We start from the raw sequence: 20,478 nt of genomic DNA, 5'->3' as shown, positions 1-20,478 counted from the left end.
TCAGGGCACCACACCGGTGAGGGTGTCCTGGACCGGGGGCAGCAGGACCTCGGCCGGGGCGGGTAGGACCGGCAGTGTGGCGGTGACCCGCTTGTCGCCCGAGCCGTCGGACAGGACGCGGGCCGCGTAGACCGGTCCGGAGTCCTCGGCGACTTCGACCATCAGAACGTGGGCGCCGTCCGGGGTCTCCAGGTCGGCGGTGGTGGTGTGCCCTGCCTCGACCTGGACGGTCTGGCGTTCGCCGCGCTCCCCGTCCTCGGCGACCGCGGTGACGACCACGGTCGCGGCCCCCTCCGGTGCACCGAGGAGGAGGCGGGTCGAAACGCCGTCCGGGGCCGCCGGGAGGATGCCGCGACCGTCGACCGTCCCCTCCAGCGGGTCCGCCGCGGCCGCGTACGCGGTGTCCCTGCCGCCCGACCGCGCGGTGGCCACCCCCGCGACGACGGGGCCGTCGGCCTCGACGACGATGGTGGCCTCCTGCCGGCCCAGCGCGTCCTGCAGGCTCAGCGGCATGGACGCCCCCGGCGGGATACTCAGGCCGGTGAAGCCCTCGTGGTCCAGTTCGCCCTCGGTGGTGTACACGCGCACGTCCGCGGTGACGGCTTCCTCCCCCGTCGCGGCGACGATCAGCTGCCGACCGCCCCCGCCGCCGGGGACGCCCGGGATCGCCAGGCGCTCGGCCGGGGCCTGCGTCGGCGCGACCCAGTCCGCGCCGGTCTCGGTGTTCTCGGCGAACAGGGCCGCCGCGACCCGGCCGACGTTGGTGCGGACATGCACCACGGCCGTGTCCACCCCGTCGACCAGGCCGGTCAGGTCGATCACGGCCTCGCCGTGGGCGTCGACCGGCACCCCCCGTGTCTCCTCGCCGACGAGCGGGCCGTCGGGTGTGTAGACGTCCACGTTGACGGTGGCGGCGGTGCCGTCGACGTTGGCCACGTGCACCCGCAGCTTCTCCAGCCCGTTCTCCCCGGGTGCGGCGAACCACGTGCTCACGCCGGGTTCGATGCAGCGCACCTGGGCGACGTAGGGGTCGTCCTCGCCGACGGTCGTCTGGACGGCCTCCAACCCGGCCGCCATGGCCCCCTCGGCCCGCACGACGGTGGGCCGCTCGACGTCGGTCACATCCTGGGTCCACGGCCGACCGGCCTCACCCGTCTCGCCCATGGGCGGGGCGCCCTCGATATCGGGTCCGGCACTCAGCGTGCCGCCACCCGTCCCGCCCACGGGGGTGTAGGTCGACAGCTCGCTCTCCCGGTCGCCGCCGACCGGCGCCGGGCACACCCGCAGCGCCGATTCCACCGGCACCTGCTCGAAGGCGGGGGCGGCGGCCCCGGCGTCGGCCCCCATGGAGCGGGTCGCGAACGCCACGCCGAACAGCGCGGCCAGCGCGATCGCGACCAGTCCCAGCAGGGCGAACCGGTTCTCGACGATCAGCCTCACCGGGCTTCCCCCTTCTGCTCCCGCTTCAGGCCGCGGCCGCGTCGGCCGCGCCTGCCGCCGCCCGCGCCGCCGCGGCCGGTCCCGTGCCCGCCGCTCCGGCTCCTGGAGCGCGAGCGCGGCCGGGCGGGTCGGCGGGGGCGCGGCGCGGGTGTCGCGGCCTGCGCGCGGATGTCCTCCTCGGTGCGCACACCGGGCAGGGCGAACACCACGACCACGGCCAGCAGTGCCCCCTGCACCAGCAGCCAGGTCAGCCGCAGCACGTCGCTGCGGGCGATCTCGACCCGTCCGCCGGCGGCGGGCAGCTCGAAGGCCTGCATACCGTTGTCGGCCTCCGCAGGCGTGAGCTCGGTGCCGTCGTCGAGCCGGGCACTCCACCGGCCGTCGGCGGGCTCGGCCAGCAGCAGGGTGCGATCCGGCTCGCCCTCGGGGACATCGACCGCCACCGGCTCGCCGGCGTCGGCCCGCAGCACCACCGGTTCGCCCTCACCGAGCACCTGCACCCGCCCGGCCGGGCGGTCCACCCGCCACATGGCGAAGTCTTCGGTCAGCTGCAGCCGCGCCAGCCCCGGGGTGCCGTCCATGGTGTCGACCACGGTGACGTCGGCCGCGCTGCCGACCTCCGGCCGCGGCACCACCACGTAGCCGATGCCGAGGCCGGCGAGCACGTCGGCCTCGTCGCCGCCCCGTCCCGCGGCCAGCCCGGCCACGGCCCGGTCCAGCACGGCGCCGGGTCCGGGGTCGGCGGGGATCTGCTCCTCGCCCACGCGCGGTTCGCGGCCGCGCAGCACGCTGTAGCGCACCGCGCCGTCCTCGGTCGGGTTGACGACGAGCGCGCGCGGTTGGGTGCCGTCGTCGCTGACCGCGCCGAGCAGCCCCGGGACCATCCGCGGGGCGTCGGCGTCCAGTCCCTCCACTCCACCGAGCATCCACACGGCCGCCGCGGACAGCGGGGTGGTCACGGCGAGCGCGGCCACACCGGAGGCGAACAGGCGACTGCGCCCGCCCGCCTTCCACATCCCGTCGAAGGATTGCGCGGCGGTCGCGGCCGACAGCAGCATCGCCGTCGCGGCGAACGCCAGGGCGACACCCGGCCACGCGGGGGCGGCGGGGCCACCGTAGGGAGCCTCGACGACGATGCGGCTGATGAGGATCGCCACGAGGATGCCGACCAGGGCCATGCTCCAGCCGACCGCGACCACCATCCGGCTGCGGAGCAGCAGCAGCGCGCACAGCGCGGCGGCGATGAAGCCTCCGGTGACCCAGATCGGCGGGTTGCCGGGGCCGCCGGGCGACAGCATGAGCAGCGCCTCGGGGGTCGCGGGCGGAGCCGACAGCTCGGGCCGGTGCAGACCGGCCTCCAACAGCCACATCGAGGGGGTGGTGAGCAGCTCCCACGACCATGGCAGGAGCAACACCAGGGGGGTGGCCAGCGCGATACCGACGCTGACGTAGAGGCTGCGCCCCAGGTGTCCGAACGCCGCGAGCACGACCGCGCCGGTGACCAGGGAGAGCAGCCAGACCAGCGGGACGAACGCGGTGGCGATCGACAGGAACAGGCCCAGCGCCCAGGCCGCCCGCCGCGAGCGGCGCCCGGGCAGGGTCAGCACCTGGATCAGCAGGATGCCCAGCACCGGGAACAGGGCGTGCACGAGCGCCGTCCCCAGCCGCCCCTGCGCGACGGCGCCGGTGGCCATCGGCAGCAGGGCGTAGGACCCGGCCATCCACAGCTGCGCGGGGCGGAAGTGCAGCACCCGCCGGGCCAGCCGGTAGGCGGTGAAGCCCGCCAGCGGGACGCAGCCGAGCAGGACGACGGTGACGGCGGTGCGCGGGTCGCCCAGGGTCAGCGTGGAGAACAGGGCGAGCAGCCCGACGTAGGGCGGGGCCGGTGCGCCCGAGCCGATGCCGACGTCGTGCATGCTCGCCAGGTACAGCACCCACAGGTCGGAGGCGCCGCCGGCCACGGGGGCGAGCGCGCCTCCGGCGAGGTGGTCCCCGGCCAGCAGGGACCGCTCGGCCACCAGCGTCACCGCGGTCAGCGCCACGATCAGCAGCACGCCCGGGTGGGTGATGAACCGGCGCAGCACGCTCTGGTCGTCGCGCAGCGGATCGTCGTCGTCCTCGGCGCGCTCCGGCGGGGCGACGACCGCCTGGTGCCGCCCGGCGGTGTCCAGCGCCGTGGAGCCCGTCATGACGTTGACGGCCATCTCGGTGAGCCGCCGCATGGCCACGCCGCGGGCGAGGAACGGCGCGATCGCGCTGTAGGTGCGGCGTCGGTTGCGCCGCCGCCGAAAGCGGGCGCGGGCCAGGCGCCGGGGGCTGAAGTAGACCGATGCGATCGCCGCCGCCTCGTCGAAGGCGTTGGCCGGCTGCTTGGCGATGACGTACATGAGCACGCGCAGGAGCGAGCCGACGGTGTTGCGCAGCAGCGCCCCGACCATGCCGCCGAAGGGCAGGTTCGCCAGTAGCACGAACAGGGCGTTGCGGCGGTCGATCCGGCGCGGGTGGCCGCCGCTGGCGTCGATGGTGCGGCGGCGGCGCGCCGCCGCCTCGGCGTGGTAGGCCACGGCGTCGGTGACGATGAGGACGCGGTGCCCGGCGCCGCCGACACGCCAGCAGAAGTCGATGTCGTCGCGGAACAGCGGCAGGCCGCGGTCGAAGCCGTCGAGTTCGTCCCACACGTCGCGGCGGACCAGCATCCCCGCGCTGGAGACGGCCAGGACCTGGCGGGTCCCGTCGTGCTGCCCGTGGTCGAACTCGCGCGGCTCCAGGCCGGTCTCCCGGCGGCCGGCGCCGTCGATGGTCACGCCGACCTCGACCAGCAGGCGCCGGTCGAACCAGTCGCGGAGCTTGGGGCCCAGCACCACCGCGCGGGGGTTGTCGCCGGCGGCGAGGAGGAGGTGGTGCAGCGCGTCGGGCTCGGGCGTGCAGTCGTCGTGGATGAGCCAGATCCACTCGGTGGCGTCCGGCGCTGCGCCGGGGAACTCGGCTCGGGCGCGGGGCAGCCGCAGGCCCGCGCGCACGGCGTCACCGTAGCCGGTGTCGCGGGGCAGGGTGGTGATCGCGTCGGCGGCGATGAACTCGGCGAGGATCCGGCCGCTGTCGTCGCGGCTGCCGGTGTCGACTCCGACGACGCGCTGCACCGGTCGCGACTGCTCGCGGACGGACTCCAGCGTCTCCGGCAACCAGCGGTCTCCGTCATGGGTGACGATGACGGCCGTGACGATGTGGCGAGCGGGGTCCAGGGGTGGCACGGCTGGGGTTCGCTCTCGGGTTTCGGTGGCGGCGGTTGTCGATGGGAGGGACGAATCGACCGTTTACGGTCGGACCCTATCGGCTGATCACCATACGCCACATGCGCGCTGGTCGGGGGCGGTTGCCCGGTATCCCCGATACCGTCGGCGACGGCGCGTGAAACACCACTGGTCACAGCGCCACCACGGAGCGCATCGCCCCCGTGGGCCACAGGCACCCCGGCCGTCCGCGCACGAGCCCGGGGAAACCCGGGCAAAGCAAGCACGAAAAAAGCGTGTGCCCCGGGCAAAAGACCCGGGGCACACGCCCGACGGCGGTCGGCCGGTTACAGAAGGTCAGCCAGGAAATCGAAATCCTGACCGGCGGCTTTCTTCAACCGACGACGTTCGCGCTCGGAGAGTCCCCCCCAGATGCCGAAGCGCTCATCGTGCTCCAGCGCGTATTCCAGGCACTCCGCCCGCACCTCGCAGGAGTGGCAGACCTTCTTCGCCTCCCGTGTCGAGCCGCCCTTCTCGGGGAAGAACGCCTCGGGATCGGTCTGCGCACACAAGGCGCGTTCCTGCCAGCCCAGATCATCATCTGCGCCGTGCGCCAGCGGGATGACCTCGCTCATGCGCACCTCCTATTGCCCCCCTAGATGTACCCTCCCATTCGACCCCCGGGAGGGTGGAATCACACCTTGAAATTACACGCGCGCGCCTCGCTATACGTCAAGCGCGTTGCGTGGTAATCCACTGAATATCATGTAACGAACGGCCAACGGCCGCACGCCGCTGTCGGTTCAGCGGATTACCACGCAATTTGGGCGTGTAGTCCTGGGCGGACCGGGTCGTCCGGGTTTCCCGGGGTATCTCCCGCGAGGGCCGCGGAGTCAGCGCCGGTCGTCGTCCCGGTACCAGTTCTGCTGGCCGTCCCCGGACTCGGATGTCTGCTGTCCCAGCTGGTCGGAACCGTACTGCTGGCCGTAGGTGGCACCGGCCCCGTACTGCCCGGCCCCGGTGTCCTGCTGCTGCTCCGCCTGCTGGTACCAGGCGTACTGGTCGCCGTGCTGAGCGGGCTGGCCGGAATCGGCCTGCGGCTGGGCCGCGTAGGCGGCGGGGTCGTAGGCCGAACCGTAGTCGCCCTGCTGAGCACCCGTGGGGTAGGCCTGCTGGGCCGGGTCGGCGGTGCCGCCGTAGGCCTGCTGGCCGGAATCGGCCGTGTAGGCCGAATAGGCCTGCTGCGCCCCACTCGTGTAGGAGTGCGCCTGCTGACCCCCGGTGCCGAGGGCCGGCGCCTGCTGGGCCCCGTAGGCGTCATAGCCCTGCTGGGTGTCGTAGCCGGCCTGCGCCTGCTGAGCACCGGTGCCGTAGGCCTGCGCCTGCTGCTGCTCGGCGGACTGCCACTCGTGTCCGTAGGCCTGCTGGCCGCCGGTCTGGGTGTAGCCGGCCTGGTAGGCCTGCTGGGCGTAGCCGTCCTGGGCCCCGCCCTGCGGGTAGTAGGCGTCCTGGCCACCGCTCTGGCCCTGCTGCCAGCTCTGCCCGTAGCCGCTCTGGGCCGGGTCGGCGTAGGCCTGCTGGGACTGGTCGCCGTAGGCGGCCTGCGCCTGCCCCTGATCGGTGTAGGCACCCTGGTTCGGGTCGGCGTAGCCACCGCCCTGCGGGGCCGCCCAGTCCTGCTGCTGGTAGACGTGCTGGCCGTCCGCGGCGTAGCCCTGCTGGCCGAACGCCGCCTGGGCACCGGTCTGCGGGGCGAACGCCTGCTGCGGCCCCACCTGCTGCGGGGCGGAGCGCGGCACCAGGCTGTGGTCGCCGAAGACCTTCAGCATGTAGATCCCGGCGATGGACACGATGGCGAGCTGCCCGCCGACCGCGAACAGGTTGCTGAAGCCGACGCCCATGTCCGACACGTCGCCGGCGAAGATGAAGCCCATCACCAAAGTGACCAGGCCCATCAGCGCCGCGAAACCGGTGAGGATCAGCGCGGTCAGCACGATCGGGAAGTTCACGGAGGTCCGGTAGGGAGCGGTGGCCACCAACACCACCGCCACCAGCAGCAGGGCGATGACCACCGGCCCGAACATGTAGCCGCCTGCGTTCGCGACGAACGACCGAGGCGTGTCTTCGGCCCCGAAGACGTGGATCAGTCCGGCGATCACCTGCGCCGCCACTGCGCCGAGGAGCACCCAGGCAGCGGGCACCCGCAGGCGGTCGATTGCTTCGTTGTTCAAGAGAGGTTCCCCTCTGCCGCTTCCCGGTCGCGTCGGGGGAAGCTTTGCATATCGTCGGTTCGTCAAGGGATCCGGCCGGAGCCGCGCGAATCTCGGTCGAGCGCCCGCCCCACGGCGTCCCTCGCGTTCGTGCACGGTGGTCGGACGTGGGGGATATCACGTGGGTTCCGGACCCGCCGACCGACCGGTGTACGAGCCGGACCCGCACGGAACACCCCGCGCACATCCGCTCTCCGGAAGCCCCACCACCTGCCCCGCCGCCGGATGGCGGGCAGAAAGCGCACGTGCACCACCTGCCTCCGCGGACACGCGGGCCACACGGCGCACACACCGCAACAGCCTGCCAGACTTGGGGTCATGCGGATAGTCGTGCTGGCTGGCGGGGTCGGAGGCGCGCGGTTCCTGCGCGGCCTCAAAGCGGCGCTCGGAATCGGGGCGGACGCCCCAGAGAACGATTCGACCATAACGGTCATTGGCAATACGGGCGATGACATCACACTTTTCGGCTTGCGGGTCTGCCCGGACCTGGACACCGTGATGTACACGCTCGGCGGCGGCGCCGACGAGGCCCGGGGCTGGGGTCGCGCCGACGAGACCTTCACGGTCAAGGAGGAGCTGGCCGCCTACGGGATGCAGCCCACCTGGTTCGGCCTGGGTGACCGGGACTTCGCCACACACATCGTGCGGGCGCAGATGATGGCGGCCGACTACCCTCTCTCCGCCATCACCGCGGCCCTGTGCGACCGCTGGCAGCCGGGCGTGCGGCTGCTGCCCATGACCGATGACCGCGTCGAGACGCACGTGCTCGTCAACGACGAGGGGGGCCGCCGCGCCATCCACTTCCAGGAGTGGTGGGTGCGGCACCGGGCCGCGATCCCCGCGGAGCAGATCATCGGGGCCGGAGCCGCCGACGCCACGCCGGCACCGGGCGTGCTGGAGGCGATCGCGGAGGCGGACGCCGTGCTGCTGCCGCCGTCGAACCCGGTGGTCAGCATCGGCACCATCCTCAACGTCCCCGGTATCCGCGACGCCGTCGCCGCCAAGACGGTCGTCGGGGTCTCCCCCATCATCGGCGGCGCCCCTGTGCGCGGGCACGCCGACGCATGCCTGACCGCGATCGGCGTGGAGACCAGTGCCCGGGCCGTGGCCGAGCACTACGGGCCCGAGCTCCTGGACGGCTGGCTGGTGGACGAGGCCGACGAAGGGGTGAGTGTCGAGGGCATCGAGGTCCGCTCCCGCCCCCTCTACATGAGCGACCCCGAGGCCACCCGGGAACTCGCCCGCGCCGCCCTGGACCTGGCCGTGGAACTGAAGGACCGCGCCTCCGACACCGGCGGCCGGACTGCGGCGAAGGAGGCTCGCCCATGACGAGAGACCTGCACGTCCACGGGGTCACCGGACTCCCCGAGATCCGCCCCGGCGACGACCTGGCCGAAATCGTCGCCGCGGCCGTCGAGCCGCGCGACGGCGACATCCTCGCCGTGACGTCCAAGATCGTCAGCAAGGCCGAGGGCCGCGTGCACCGTATGGACCGCGAGACGGCCATCGACGCCGAGACGGTCCGGGTGGTGGCGCGCAAGGGCGCCACCCGCATCGTGCAGATGCGCAGCGGCCTGGTCGCCGCCGCGGCCGGAGTGGACGCCTCCAACGTGGAACCCGGATACGTACTGCTGCTGCCCGAGGACCCCGACGCATCGGCGCGTCGGCTGCGCGCCGCGCTGCAGGAGCGGTTCGGCGTGCGGATCGCGGTCCTCATCACCGACACCTTCGGCCGCCCGTGGCGCTCCGGGCAGACCGACGTCGCCATCGGCGCCGCCGGCATCGACGCCCTGGACGACCTGCGGGGGTCGAGCGACACGCACGGCAACGTGCTGGACGCCACCGTCAACGCCGTCGCGGACGAGATCGCGGCAGCGGCCGAGCTGGTCAAGGGCAAGTCGAACGGGATCCCGGTGGCGGTGGTGCGCGGCCTGGAGCACCGGGTGACCGAGGCCGACGGAGCGGGCGCCGCAGCGCTGGTCCGCCCCGCCGACGAGGACCTGTTCCGGTACGGGTCCCGCGATGTGGTGCCGGCACGCAGGACGATCCGGGAGTTCACCGACGCGCCGGTCGACCCTGCGGCGGTGCGCAGGGCGGTGTCGGCGGCGATCACCGCCCCCGCCCCGCACCACACCACCCCGTGGCGGTTCGTCCTGGTGGAGTCGGCGGCGACGAAGAAGCGCCTGTTGGACGAGATGCGCGACGCGTGGACCGCCGACCTGCGGGGCGACGGCTTCACCGAGGAGTCCATCACCAAGCGGCTGCGCCGCGGCGACGTGCTGCGCAACGCGCCCTACCTGGTGGTTCCGTGCCTGGTGGCCGACGGCGCGCACCCCTACCCGGACGCGCGCCGGGCGGACGCCGAGCGCTCCATGTTCCTGGTGGCGATGGGCGCCGGCGTGCAGAACCTGCTCGTGGGCCTGGCCATGGAGGGCCTGGGGTCGGCGTGGATCTCCTCGACGATGTTCTGCCCGGACGTGGTCCGCGAGGTCCTGGAGCTGCCGCAGGAGTGGCAGCCGATGGGCGCGGTCGCCGTCGGCCACGCCGCGGCCCCGCCCGAGGAGCGCCCGCCCCGGGACCCGGAGGCGTTCATCGAGGTCCGCTGATCCCGTCGTCTCGGGGCGCCTCAGGGCGTCCCGAGACGTCCGGAGGCGCCTGCCGCCTCGGTGCCGCTTCTTCCACCGAACATCCCGCGGGAGACCGCGGCCAAGGCCGCCCAGCGGACCTCGGAGCCAGGGGGTGCGGCCCCTTGGGCCGGGTGCGCCGCTCTAGCGGTGTGCATTCGGCACTTTTCGGGACACGTGGGTGACGGATCAATAGTTCACGACTTTACTGCAAACTTTCTTTACGATTCCATTGACGGCCCCTGGATCCGCGGCTTACGTTGCTTCCAATCCAAGATCCGGCCGGATCCACGACACAGTGCCCCCGCCGTCAGGCGGGGACGGTCTCGCGCGACCTGAGCGCCGTGTCCCACCGTGCCCGCTCGACGGATCTTCTCGGATCAGCGCAAGGAGCCCATCCCCCATGCACGCTCCAGCCGGACGCACCTCACCCCTGCTCTCCATCTCCGCCGCCGCCCTCCTCGTGGCCGGACTGTTCACCGCCTCCGCTCCCGCATCCGCCGCCCCGGCTCCCGCGGCCGAGCCCGCCGCACCCGCCGCCGCGGGTTCCGCCGACACCGGCGGGTGGCTCACCGGCTACTGGCACAACTTCGACAACGGGTCGACGATCCTGAAGGTCGGCGAGATCCCCGCCGAGTACAACATGATCGCGATCGCCTTCGCCGACAACCTCGCGGGCGTCCCCGGCGGCATCACCTTCGACCTGGCGAGCTCGGAACTCGGCGGCTACACCGAGGAGGAGTTCAAGGCCGACGTCGCCGCGGTCCGCGACCAGGGCCGCAAGGTGGTCATCTCGGTCGGCGGAGAACTCGGGCACGTCAACGTCACCAACCCCACCGAGGCCGCCAACTTCGCCCGCACCACCTACGACCTGATGCGCGAGTACGGGTTCGACGGCGTCGACATCGACCTCGAACACGGCATGAACGCCCAGTACATGGAGGAGGCGCTGCGCTCCCTGCGCAGCCTGGCGGGCAGCGACCTGATCATCACCATGGCGCCGCAGACCATCGACTTCCAGGCCCCCAGTTACTCCTACTACCGGCTCGCCCAGAACGCGGGCGACATCATCACCCTGGTCAACATGCAGTACTACAACTCCGGCTCGATGATGGGGTGCGACCAGGGCGTCTACTCCCAGGGGACGGTGGACTTCCTGACCGCCCAGGCCTGCATCCAGCTGGAGATGGGGCTGCGCCCCGACCAGGTGGGGCTGGGCCTGCCCGCCGTGCCCCGCGCCGCGGGCGGCGGACACCAGCCGCCGGCCGACGTCGTCCGGGCCCTGGACTGCCTGGAGGCCGGGACGAACTGCGCGTCGTTCACCCCCGACCAGCCCTACGGAAAGCTCGGCGGCGTGATGACCTGGTCGATCAACTGGGACGCCACCAACGGCTACGCGTTCGCCGACACCATCCGGCCCCGGCTCGACGGCGGCCCCGGCGATCCGGGTGACCCCGGCGACCCGGGCCAGCCCGGCGACTGCACCGCGCCGGCGTGGTCGCCCACGACCGTCTACACCGGAGGCGACCGCGTCTCCTATGCCGGCCGCACGTATGAGGCCCGCTGGTGGACCCAGGGCGACACGCCCGGTACGGGCGGCGCGTGGGGTCCGTGGAGGGACCTCGGCGCCTGCTGATCGCCCCCCCCTCACGCCGGCCCGGCCCGGGATGCGCGCGGCGCTCCCGGTCGGGCCGGACCATGTGCCGGTGCGGCGGGGACGCGCCCCGCCGCACCCCGCGGATGCCCGGTCGGCGTCAGACCAGGGGGAGGCGGGTGCGGCGGACACTCTCGGCCACGCCGTCGTGCGCCTCGGCGATCGCACGGCGCTCCGCGCTCACCTCGCCATAGGTGGTGGTGCGCTGCCGCAGCGGCCTCCCGGTGGGGGCGACCATCGCCCGGATGTCGCTGATCGTCTTGAACGACCCGTTGTCCGACCCGGCCATGCGGCTGATCGTCTCCTCCATCAGCGTTCCACCGACGTCGTTGACGCCGCCCGCGAGCAGCTGACGGCAGGTCTCCTCGGCGAGCTTCACCCAGGAGCACTGGATGTTGTCGATGGCCCCGTGCAGCAGCAGCCGCGCCAGCGCGTGCACCGCGCGGTTCTCCCGCACGGTCGGCCCGGTCCGGGCCAGCCCCGCCAGGTAGATCGGCGCGTTGGTGTGCACGAACGGCAGCAGCACGAACTCGGTGAACCCGGGGCGCCCGTTGCGCTCCACCGACCGCTCCTGCAGCGAACGCAGCAGCTTGATGTGGGCGACCCAGTGCGCCGGGGTGTCCACGTGGCCGTACATCATCGTCGACGTCGTGGGAATGCCCACGTCGTGGGCTGTGGTGACGACCTCGATCCACTCGGCGGCCGGCAGCTTGCCCTTGGTCAGAACCCAGCGGATGTCGTCGTCCAGGATCTCCGCGGCGGTCCCGGGGATCGAGTCGAGTCCGGCCTCCCGCGCCCGCTCCAGCCACGCGCGGATCGGCAGGTTCGTGCGCGATGCGCCGTTGACGACCTCCATCGGGCTGAAGGCGTGGACGTGCATGTCCGGGACCCGCTCCTTGACCGCACGCGCGATGTCGAAGTAGGCGGTACCGGGCAGGTCCGGGTGGATCCCGCCCTGCATGCACACCTCGTTGGCGCCGGCCTCCCACGCCTCGGCGGCCCGGTCGGCCACCTGCTCCAGGGAGAGGGTGTAGGCGTCGGCGTCGGTGCGGCGCTGCGCGAACGCGCAGAAGCGGCATCCGGTGTAGCAGACGTTGGTGAAGTTGATGTTCCGCGTGACCGTGAAGGTGATGTCGTCGCCCACCGCGTCCCGGCGGACCGCGTCGGCCAACCCGGCGAGCGCCTCCAGTTCCGGGCCGTCGGCGTGCAGCAGCGCCAGCGCCTCGGCGTCGCCGAGTCCGGCCGGGTCGGACTCGGCGTGCCGCAGCGCTGCGCGGATCTCCGGGTCGAAGCGCCGCGGCGCAGCGCCGCCCTCGTGCCGGGGAAGGCGCTCGCGCAGCTCGTCCCAGTCGCCGTAGACCGCGTCGAAGTCGCCGCGCCGGTCGCCGGTGCGCCCCTCGGTGTCGATGCCGGTGTGCAGGTCGGTCCGGCCCGACGCGGTCATCTGCGTCTCCGGTTCCTGCCAGGGGCGGCCCACGACCGGGGCGTCCTCGGCGGCCAGGCCGGTCTCGGGGTCGGCGAGCGCGTGGACGTGCGGGGCCACCCGCGGGTCCAGCCACGGCTCGCCCTGGCGCACGTACTCGGGGTAGGCGGGCAGCCGTTCGCGAAGGTCGAAGCCGAGTGCCGCGCTGCGCTCGGCGAGCTCGTCGACCTGCGGCCAGGGCCGCTCGGGGTTGACGTGGTCGGGGGTGAGCGGGGAGACACCGCCCCAGTCGTCGATCCCGGCGCGCAGCATCAGCTCGTACTCGCCGCCGATGAGGTTGGGCGGCGCCTGCACGCGCATCCGCGGCCCCAGGACCAGGCGGGTCACCGCGATCGTGGCGGCCAGGTCGGAGAGGTCGGCGTCGGGGCGGTGCATCATCGCGGTGTCCGCTTTGGCGCGGAAGTTCTGGATGATGAGCTCTTGGATCGCCCCGTACTCGCGGGCGGCGGCGCGCAGCGCGAAGATCGAGTCGGCGCGCTCGGCCAGGGTCTCGCCGATGCCGATGAGCAGTCCCGTGGTGAACGGAACACTGGACCGCCCGGCGTCCTGCAGCACCCGCAGCCGGACCTTGGGATCCTTGTCGGGACTGCCGTAGTGGGGCTGGCCGCGCTCGGTGAACAGGCGCTCGGACGTGGTCTCCAGCATCATCCCCATGGACGCCGAGACGGGCTTGAGCCGCTGGAAGTCGCTCCAGCTCAGCACGCCGGGGTTGAGGTGCGGCAGAACCCCGGTCTCCTCCAGCACCAGGATGGCCATGGCCCGCACGTAGGAGAGGGTGTCGTCGTAGCCGCGCTCGTCGAGCCACTGCTTGGCCGCCGACCACCGGTCCTCGGGGCGGTCACCCAGGGTGAACAGGGCCTCCTTGCAACCCATGGCCGCACCCTGTCGGGCGATCTCCAGGACCTCGTCCGGGGAGAGGAAGGGGGCGGGGAGCCTGCCGGGGACCGTGGCGAACGTGCAGTAGTGGCAGCGGTCCCGGCACAGCCGGGTGAGCGGGACGAAGACGCTGCGGCTGTAGGTGATGACGCCGGGACGGCCCGCCGCCTCCAGCCCGGCGTCGCGGACCCGCCCCGCATGGGCGAGCAGGGTGTCGAGGTCATCGCCGCGCGCCTGCAGCAGAACCTCGGCCTCGGTCGCGTCCAGTGCCTTGCCGTCGCGTGCCCGCGCCAGGGCGCGGCGCATGGCCGACGCCGATGGTGCGTCGGCCTTCCCGCTTGATCCACCACTCATAACCGCTCAGCCTACGCGCCGGTAGCCACGCCTACCGCCGCCAGGGGCGGACGATCCGCGACCAGACGGAGGGCTTGCGGCGCCTGGCCGGGTGGCCCTCCAGGTAGCGCTCCCAGCGGGCGGTGACGGTGTCGATGTGGAACCGCGCGGCGGTCTCCGCCGTGGCCGCGCCGAGGCGCCGTCGCTCGTCGGCGTCCTCGACCAGGCGCAGCAGGCCCGCGGAGAGGGCGTCGACGTCCTGGTCGGCGACGAGCAGCCCGTTGTGCCCGTCGGTGATGAGCTCGCGGGGGCCGAAGGGGCAGTCGAAGCTCACCACGGGCACGCCCACGGCGAAGGCTTCGACGATCGTCATGCCGAAGCCTTCCTGAGCGGAGCTGACGGCGACGATGGAGGCCTTGGCGAACTCGTCGGTGATGGCGGGGGTGCGCCCCATGAGCGCGACCCGGCCGTGCAGGCCGTGCTCGTCGATGGCGGCGCGGATGGCCGCCTTCTCCGCGCCGCGGCCGTAGATGCGCAGCTGCCAGTCGGGGTGCTTGTCGGCGACGGCGGCGAAGGCCCGGACGAGGAGCGGGTACTGCTTCACGGGGACGAGACGCCCGGCGGTCGCGATGATGGGGTTGGTCAGGCGGGAGGTGGCGTACAGCCGCTCGGGGAGCGGGTTGGGCATCGTCACCGCCCACTCGTCGGGCGCGTCCACGAACGCGGCGTACTCCGCGCGGTCGGCGTCGGTGAGGACCGTGACGCCGTCGAGGGTGGTGTGCACGTCGCGGATGTGCGCGCGGACGCCCTCATCGCGCTGGCCGAGGTTCTCGTGCTCCTGGCCGATGCGCAGGTAGTCCGGGCGGCCGAACTTCGCCAGCAGCGAGTTGAGGCCGGGGGAGGTGGCCACCACGACGTCGGCCTCGACCCGGTCCAGGTAGCGCCGGACCTCGCGCTCGGTGGCCGCGTTGAAGACGTTGGCGCGCTCGGCCTCGCTTCCGGGCACGTGTTCGGCGGGCATCGGTTCGAGTTCGGCGATCTCCGGCGCGGGCTCGGGGCGCTCGGTCCAGCCGCGGCTGTGGGTGAGGGTGTGCAGCCGGACCCTGGGGTCGATGGGAAAGAACGGTTCGGCCGCGTTCTGCGCGAGGCTGACGATCTCCACGTCGTGCTCGGCGCAGAGCCCGTTGGCCAGGCTGGACGTGGCTCGGATCGTCCCACCCATCCCGTAGATGTTGCCGATGAGGAAGGTGATCCGCATGGTCAGGCGGCCTCTCCCAATGCGTCGCCGGTGTCGTCGGCCGCTTCGTCGGCGCGATCGTCGGAGGTGTCGGTCACCGCGACTCCCAGGATGCTCAGGCCGTCCTTGACGGTGTAGTAGGGGCTCATCCCGATGGCCCCGGCGCCGGTGCCGATCGCGGTCCGCAGGAAGCTCAGGCGGCCCTTCTTCCCGACGATGTCGTCGACGTGGGAGCCGAGCCGCAGTTCGGTGTCGAGGCCGGGAATCCGCAGCCACAGGTCCCACTCGTTGTGGTCGCGTCCGAGGTCGTGTGCCTCGGCGAGCGGGCGCAAGGGGATCTCGGCGGTGAATGTGCGCCCGGTGAGCCGTGCCGGGTACCGCTGCTCCTCGTCGCCCTCCCGGTGGCGGCTCCGGACCACCAGTTCGACGTCGGCTCCGGCCGCGGGTTCGGCGGTGTAGGCGAGGAATCCGCCGACCGCGACCTGCTCGTCCGTGGTTCGGACGGTGCGCACCTCGGCGTGTGGTCGGACCGCGCGCACCCGCACGCGCAGGCGGCCCGTGGCGGTGCGCACCACGCCGAAGGCGTGCGTACGAGCGCGGGACGCGTACTCCTCCGCCAGGGCGGTGTCGTAGCAGGGGTCGGTGGTGAGAATCGGTCGCTCCATGCCGCCGGGCTCCGCCCAGCGCAGTGCCCAGGTCCCGGGGGTCAAGGTGCCGAAGTCGACCAGGACGCGGTCGCCGTCGACACGGGGCGGGAGGGACCGGTCGGCGGCGCCGGACTCCTTGAGCTTGCCGACCGGCTTGCAGATGAGGTTCGCGTTGGTCGCCCCGGACGCGGCCGGAGCCAGCTCCAGGACATCGTCCGCCAGGACGCGGCTCGTACCGACGCGCATGCTTTCCCCTGACTTCTCGGATATGTGCGTTCAGGACCGAACGACAAGCTAATGGAAGGACGGTTCATGACATTTCCGACTCCGCACCAAGAAGCGCCCAGGATTTCACCGGAGAAAAGCCAAGAAAACGTCAAGCAATGGCAAAAAGCACTGGTCCGCGCTGTGCGGTGAGCGGTCGGTCAGGCCGCGGCCCCCGGGGGCCGCGCTGTGCGCAGGGCTTCCTTCGCGCGCCGGCGCTCGGAGAGGAACTCCTCCCATCGCCGGGTGATCACCGCGATGTCGTAGTCGGCGGCCGAGAGCGCCGCCTCCTCGGCCATGCGGCGGCGCTCGTCGGGGTCCTCGACGAGGCGCAGCAGCGCGGCCCCGAGCGCCTCGACGTCCTGGTCGGGCACGAGCAGACCGTTGCGCTCGTGGTCGATGATCTCCCGAGGGCCGTAGGGGCAGTCGAAGCTGACGGTGGGCACCCCGACGGAGAAGCCCTCGATGATCGTCATGCCGAATCCCTCGACGCGCGAGCTGACCGCCAGCAGAGACGCCTTGGCCAGCTCCCCTGTCAGGTCCTTGGTGCGCCCCATGAGGGCGACCTGGTTGCTCAGGCCCATCTCGACGATCTTCTTGCGCAGCTTCCCGTCCTTGCTGCCGCCGCCGTAGATGCGCAGTCGCCACTCGGGGTGCTTCTCGGCGACCGTGGCGAAGGCGTCGAGGAGCTTGGGGTACTGCTTGATCGGCGTCATGCGCCCCGCCGCCGCGATGATCGGGTTCTCCTGCGTGGAGAGGGGATAGTCCTCCGCGGGAAGCGCATTGGGCATGACCCGCAGCCACTCCGGATCGGGGCCGAGGAAGTCCAGGTAAGCGGAGCGGTCGGCCTCGGTCAGCACCGTCAGCCCGTCGAGTCGGGAGAATCGGTCGGCGATGGCGCGCCGCAGGTCCTTGCGGTGCTCGTCGAGGTTGACGTGTTCCTGGCCGATGCGCAGCAGGCGGTCGGGCGCCCACGCCGCGATCGCGAGGTTGATACCGGGGCGTGTACCGACGACCACATCTGCGTCGGTGGTGCGCAGGTACCTGCGCAGGCGGTGGCCTGCCAGGCCGGTGAAGGCGCCGTTCTGCTCCACCTCGCTGGTCGTGACCACCTCGGCCAGGCGCCGCTCCCGCCACCCGTTGACCAGTCCGCCGCTGGTGTGGTGGGGTCCGCCGACCTGGGTGCCCATCGGCGTGAGCGGCACCACCCGGACGCCCTCGGGTACCGGGAAGAACGGCTTCTCCTGGTGCCTCGCGAGACTGGCGATCTCCACATCGTGGCGCGCGGCGAGCCCTCCGGCGGTGTTGAAGACCGTGCGGATGGTCCCGCCCATGCCGTAGGCGTTGGCGATGACGAATGCGATCTTCACCGCTCGCCCCTTTCCGCAAGGGTCGCCAGCAGCGACAGACCGTCGTGCACGGTGTAGTAGGGCCGGACCCGCACGGCGGGGCCCCCGGCGGAGAGTGTGGTGCCCGCGTAGACGACCTTCTTCTTCTTGCCGACGACGTCGTCGGCATGGGAGGCGAGGCGCAGCCCGTCCGGTGCGCCCGCCTCCGTGTCGGCCTGGAGCCACAGGTCCCACTCGTTGTGCGCACGCTCGAGGTCGTGCGCGGCCACCAGGGGGCGCAGCGGGATCTCACAGGTGAAACGGCCGTCGACGAGTTCGGCCGGGGCCGCCACGACGCCCGAGCGCGCGCGCTGGCGGGCTATGAGCTCGGCGGAAGCGGCCCCCTCGCGCTGGGCGGTGTAGGCGAGCAGGCCGGAGACGGTGACCGATTCGGCGCCCACGTCCACCCAGACGACCTCGGCGTACGGGGTGACCGCGACCGCGCGCAGCCGCAGCCGCCCCTTCGGGTCACGGATCGCCCGCAGTTCGCGGTGCCGCGGTCGACGCAGATAGGCGACGCGGTCACGCAGGTTCAGCCCGGGGTCGCGTGTGCCGAGAGGGGTGGGGTGGCCGTCGGGGCCGACCCACAGCACGTCCCACGTTCCCTCATCGATCGGAAGGTCCTTGAGGTCGGCCAGCACCCGATCACCCGACCTGCGGACGCTGGTGATGGGAATGACGGCGTCGGCATCGGCGGCCCCACCTCGGCGCAAGGCAAGGGAGGCGCCGTCGCCCGCCTCGCCGCCCCGGCCGTCGTGGTCGCGGAGGCGCAGCTCAAGGACGTCGCCGCTGTCGATTCGACTCAACTCTGTCTGCACTGGTCTCCCCATGAACCCATGACTGTCCCGCGGGCACCGCGCTGCGGCACTACGGGTGACGCCGACAACCGATGACGCGGATTATTCGACCGCGAACGGGACGGTCTGTGCATAGGTGGCATCGCCATGCAATCGACCCCCGATGGCACAGCAGCACCACTCTTCACCCTGAACCGTACAATTCCCCCTTTAAAGCGCGCGTAAGGGGTGCCTCTGGCAAATACGTCGAATCATCTCTATTTCGCCACGTCAATGGGGGTATCGCGCGAGCAGGCCGAAACGGTTTGCATGGCAAAAATAATGGCCACATGCGGCCAAGATCACACAAGTGGCCTTTGGGTGGCTATCCCGAGCGGCTGGCTCTACACCGAGCGCTTCCGTGCCCGGATCAGCACGATGCTGCCCCGGGTGTTGGGCTGCCGTGCGTCGTCGAACGACACCAGGGGGATCAGCGGCGCCGCGGCGTTGAAACCGACCCGCCCACCGCGCGCCGACAGCGTCAGATAGGCGCGCTCCGCGGCGCGGCCGCGGAACTGGTAGCTGTGCTCCAGCACGTCCAGGCCCACCGCGCCCAGCAGCTCGGCCAGCGACTCGTGGGTGTAGGTCCGCTGCACGTGGTAGCGCCTGCGGTGCGCCTCGAACAGCTCGGGCCACAGGGCGCGGCGCGACAGGCAGTCGGCCGACATCACCAGCTCTCCGCCGGGGCGCAGCACCCTGGACATCTCCGCCAGCGCGGCCGGACCGTCGTCGAAGTGCTCGATGGCGCAGATCGACATCACCTTGTCGGCGGCGGCGTCGCGCAGCGGCAGCCGGAGGGCGTCGCCCTCGACGAGCGCCGGCGCGTGCCGCAACCGTGCGCCACGCACCATCTTGTGCCGCGCAAGGTCCACCGAGACCGCGCGGGCGCCGCGGCGCCGCGCCTGGCCGGCCCAGTAGCCGTCACCCCCGGCGATGTCGAGGACCGTCTGCCCGCGCAGGTCGTCGCCGAGCCACCGGAGCAGCCTCCCCGCCTCGCGGTAGCGGCAGACATGAACCTGGTGGCCGGCGAAGGCGACGGCATCTGGGATTCCCACGCGGGCCACCCTAGGACACATCGCCCACGGTCCCCTCAGCGCTCCGTCAGCGAGATGTCAGGCGGATGGCGGTCCCCCGTTCTAGCGTGCAGGTGAGCACCTGGACCGGTGCTCACAGCGTGGACACAAGGGGGCTGCAGCAGATGTCGAACACCGCACCGGCGCCGCCGTGCGAGGTCCGCCTCCCGGGGGCACCCGCCCTCGCGGTGCGGGTCAGGGCGCCGGAGCGCGAGGGGCATGAAGGGCGCGGCGCCGCCGACCGGTCCGGACGCCCGGTCGTGCTCCTGCACGACCTGGGCAGAACCCTGGAGGACTGGGAGCCCATCGCCCCGCTGCTGGCCGGGCGGCACCCGCTCTACTCGGTCGACCTGCGCGGGCACGGCCATTCCGCGGACGGCGCCTGGACCCTCGACGGCCTGCTGGACGACCTCGTCCGGGTGGTCGGGCACTTCGGCCTGACCGCCCCGGTCCTGGTCGGCCACGGCCTGGGCGGGATGCTCGCGGTCGCCTACGGAACACGGTCGTCGCGCGTCACCGCCGTGGTGAACATCGAAGGGCACGGCTGGCCGCGCGCCCACCACATCGCCGACCGGCTCGGCATGACACCGGAGGAGGCCGCCGGCCACACGGCGGCCGTTCGCCACTACGTCATCGAGCAGGTGACCGCCACGCTCGCGCCGATGCCGCCCGACGCCTTCGAACGGATGGTGGCCGCCTACCGGTGCGGTGTGATGGGGCTGCCCGGCGCGGCCCTGGCGGCCTCGGCGCTGCGGTCCGCCTCCACCGGCGACGGCGTCGCCTGCCCGCGCCCCGGCCAGCGCGCCGCCCGGGAGCTCCAGACGGCCTTCGACTTCTTCGACCCCGACGTGCTCTACCCCGAGCTGAGAGCGCCCGCACTCACCCTCGTCTCCACGGCCCCCGTCGTCACCCCGCCCGGCGCACCGGCCCATTACGCCGCGATCCGCGCCGCCCAGGCCGAACACGAACTCGTCCCCCGCGGCGACCACCTGCCCACCCGCGGTGTGGACGCGCCCTACGCCGTCCACATGTCACACCCCGGGCACGTCGCCGACCTCGTCGAGGAGTTCCTGGCCGGGCGCTGACCGGCGCATCGCCTCGGACGCGTGCACGGTACGCCGGG

General features: G+C 72.4%; 14 protein-coding genes. 4 read left to right on the top strand and 10 right to left on the bottom strand.

Features of this window, described 5'->3' with window-relative positions:
- From HNR23_RS00885 to HNR23_RS00870, 4 genes are all read right to left on the bottom strand, one after another.
- A complete protein-coding gene (locus HNR23_RS00885; RefSeq protein WP_184072530.1) occupies positions 1 to 1,440 on the bottom strand; it encodes a DUF5719 family protein in 1,440 nt (479 codons plus the stop codon).
- A complete protein-coding gene (locus tag HNR23_RS00880) occupies positions 1,437 to 4,691 on the bottom strand; it encodes a glycosyltransferase (protein ID WP_184072528.1) in 3,255 nt (1,084 codons plus the stop codon). The genes HNR23_RS00885 and HNR23_RS00880 overlap by 4 nt, the downstream gene beginning before the upstream one ends.
- A gap of 326 nt (positions 4,692 to 5,017) precedes the next feature.
- Positions 5,018 to 5,305 carry a WhiB family transcriptional regulator gene (locus tag HNR23_RS00875; protein WP_017618767.1) on the bottom strand — a complete coding sequence of 96 codons (288 nt, stop codon included), beginning with the start codon at positions 5,303 to 5,305 and terminating at the stop codon, positions 5,018 to 5,020.
- 258 nt (positions 5,306 to 5,563) lie between these two features.
- Complete coding sequence (locus HNR23_RS00870; RefSeq protein WP_184072526.1) at positions 5,564 to 6,901, bottom strand: hypothetical protein; 1,338 nt, start codon at positions 6,899 to 6,901, stop codon at positions 5,564 to 5,566.
- Between the two features lie 357 nt (positions 6,902 to 7,258).
- Between HNR23_RS00870 and cofD the strand changes: the two genes are divergently transcribed.
- From cofD to HNR23_RS00855, 3 genes are all read left to right on the top strand, one after another.
- Positions 7,259 to 8,269, top strand: coding sequence for a 2-phospho-L-lactate transferase (cofD, locus tag HNR23_RS00865; RefSeq protein ID WP_184072524.1), 1,011 nt, complete (start codon positions 7,259 to 7,261; stop codon positions 8,267 to 8,269).
- A complete protein-coding gene (locus tag HNR23_RS00860) occupies positions 8,266 to 9,546 on the top strand; it encodes a coenzyme F420-0:L-glutamate ligase (RefSeq protein ID WP_184072522.1) in 1,281 nt (426 codons plus the stop codon). The genes cofD and HNR23_RS00860 overlap by 4 nt, the downstream gene beginning before the upstream one ends.
- Positions 9,547 to 9,967: 421 nt before the next feature.
- Complete coding sequence (locus HNR23_RS00855; RefSeq protein WP_184072520.1) at positions 9,968 to 11,200, top strand: glycosyl hydrolase family 18 protein; 1,233 nt, start codon at positions 9,968 to 9,970, stop codon at positions 11,198 to 11,200.
- Between the two features lie 118 nt (positions 11,201 to 11,318).
- Here the strand turns inward: HNR23_RS00855 and HNR23_RS00850 are convergent, their stop codons facing one another.
- The 6 genes from HNR23_RS00850 to HNR23_RS00825 form a co-directional block, all read right to left on the bottom strand.
- Positions 11,319 to 13,931: a bifunctional FO biosynthesis protein CofGH gene (locus HNR23_RS00850; RefSeq protein WP_184072518.1), complete on the bottom strand. Its 2,613-nt coding sequence runs from the start codon at positions 13,929 to 13,931 to the stop codon at positions 11,319 to 11,321.
- A gap of 31 nt (positions 13,932 to 13,962) precedes the next feature.
- Entirely contained in the window at positions 13,963 to 15,168 is a 1,206-nt protein-coding gene (locus tag HNR23_RS00845; RefSeq protein ID WP_184072516.1) for a glycosyltransferase family 4 protein, read from the bottom strand.
- A 2-nt stretch (positions 15,169 to 15,170) separates the two neighbouring features.
- Positions 15,171 to 16,040 carry a hypothetical protein gene (locus HNR23_RS00840; protein ID WP_184072514.1) on the bottom strand — a complete coding sequence of 290 codons (870 nt, stop codon included), beginning with the start codon at positions 16,038 to 16,040 and terminating at the stop codon, positions 15,171 to 15,173.
- Between the two features lie 179 nt (positions 16,041 to 16,219).
- Positions 16,220 to 17,428 carry a glycosyltransferase gene (locus HNR23_RS00835; RefSeq protein ID WP_184072512.1) on the bottom strand — a complete coding sequence of 403 codons (1,209 nt, stop codon included), beginning with the start codon at positions 17,426 to 17,428 and terminating at the stop codon, positions 16,220 to 16,222.
- Positions 17,425 to 18,264 carry a hypothetical protein gene (locus HNR23_RS00830; protein WP_343070373.1) on the bottom strand — a complete coding sequence of 280 codons (840 nt, stop codon included), beginning with the start codon at positions 18,262 to 18,264 and terminating at the stop codon, positions 17,425 to 17,427. The genes HNR23_RS00835 and HNR23_RS00830 overlap by 4 nt, the downstream gene beginning before the upstream one ends.
- Before the next feature lie 362 nt (positions 18,265 to 18,626).
- The gene (locus HNR23_RS00825; RefSeq protein ID WP_184072510.1) at positions 18,627 to 19,358 is read right to left on the bottom strand and encodes a class I SAM-dependent methyltransferase; all 732 of its coding nucleotides are present in this window, start codon (positions 19,356 to 19,358) and stop codon (positions 18,627 to 18,629) included.
- A gap of 122 nt (positions 19,359 to 19,480) precedes the next feature.
- Here HNR23_RS00825 and HNR23_RS00820 point away from each other — a divergent pair, with 122 nt between their 5' ends.
- A complete protein-coding gene (locus tag HNR23_RS00820; RefSeq protein ID WP_221307987.1) occupies positions 19,481 to 20,440 on the top strand; it encodes an alpha/beta fold hydrolase in 960 nt (319 codons plus the stop codon).
- The last annotated feature ends 38 nt before the right edge of the window (positions 20,441 to 20,478 follow it).

The organism is Nocardiopsis mwathae (assembly GCF_014201195.1).
Taxonomy (GTDB): Bacteria; Actinomycetota; Actinomycetes; order Streptosporangiales; family Streptosporangiaceae; genus Nocardiopsis_C; species Nocardiopsis_C mwathae.
The sequence above is the reverse complement of the archived record's forward strand: the minus strand, read 5'-3'. Positions and strand labels throughout refer to the sequence as shown.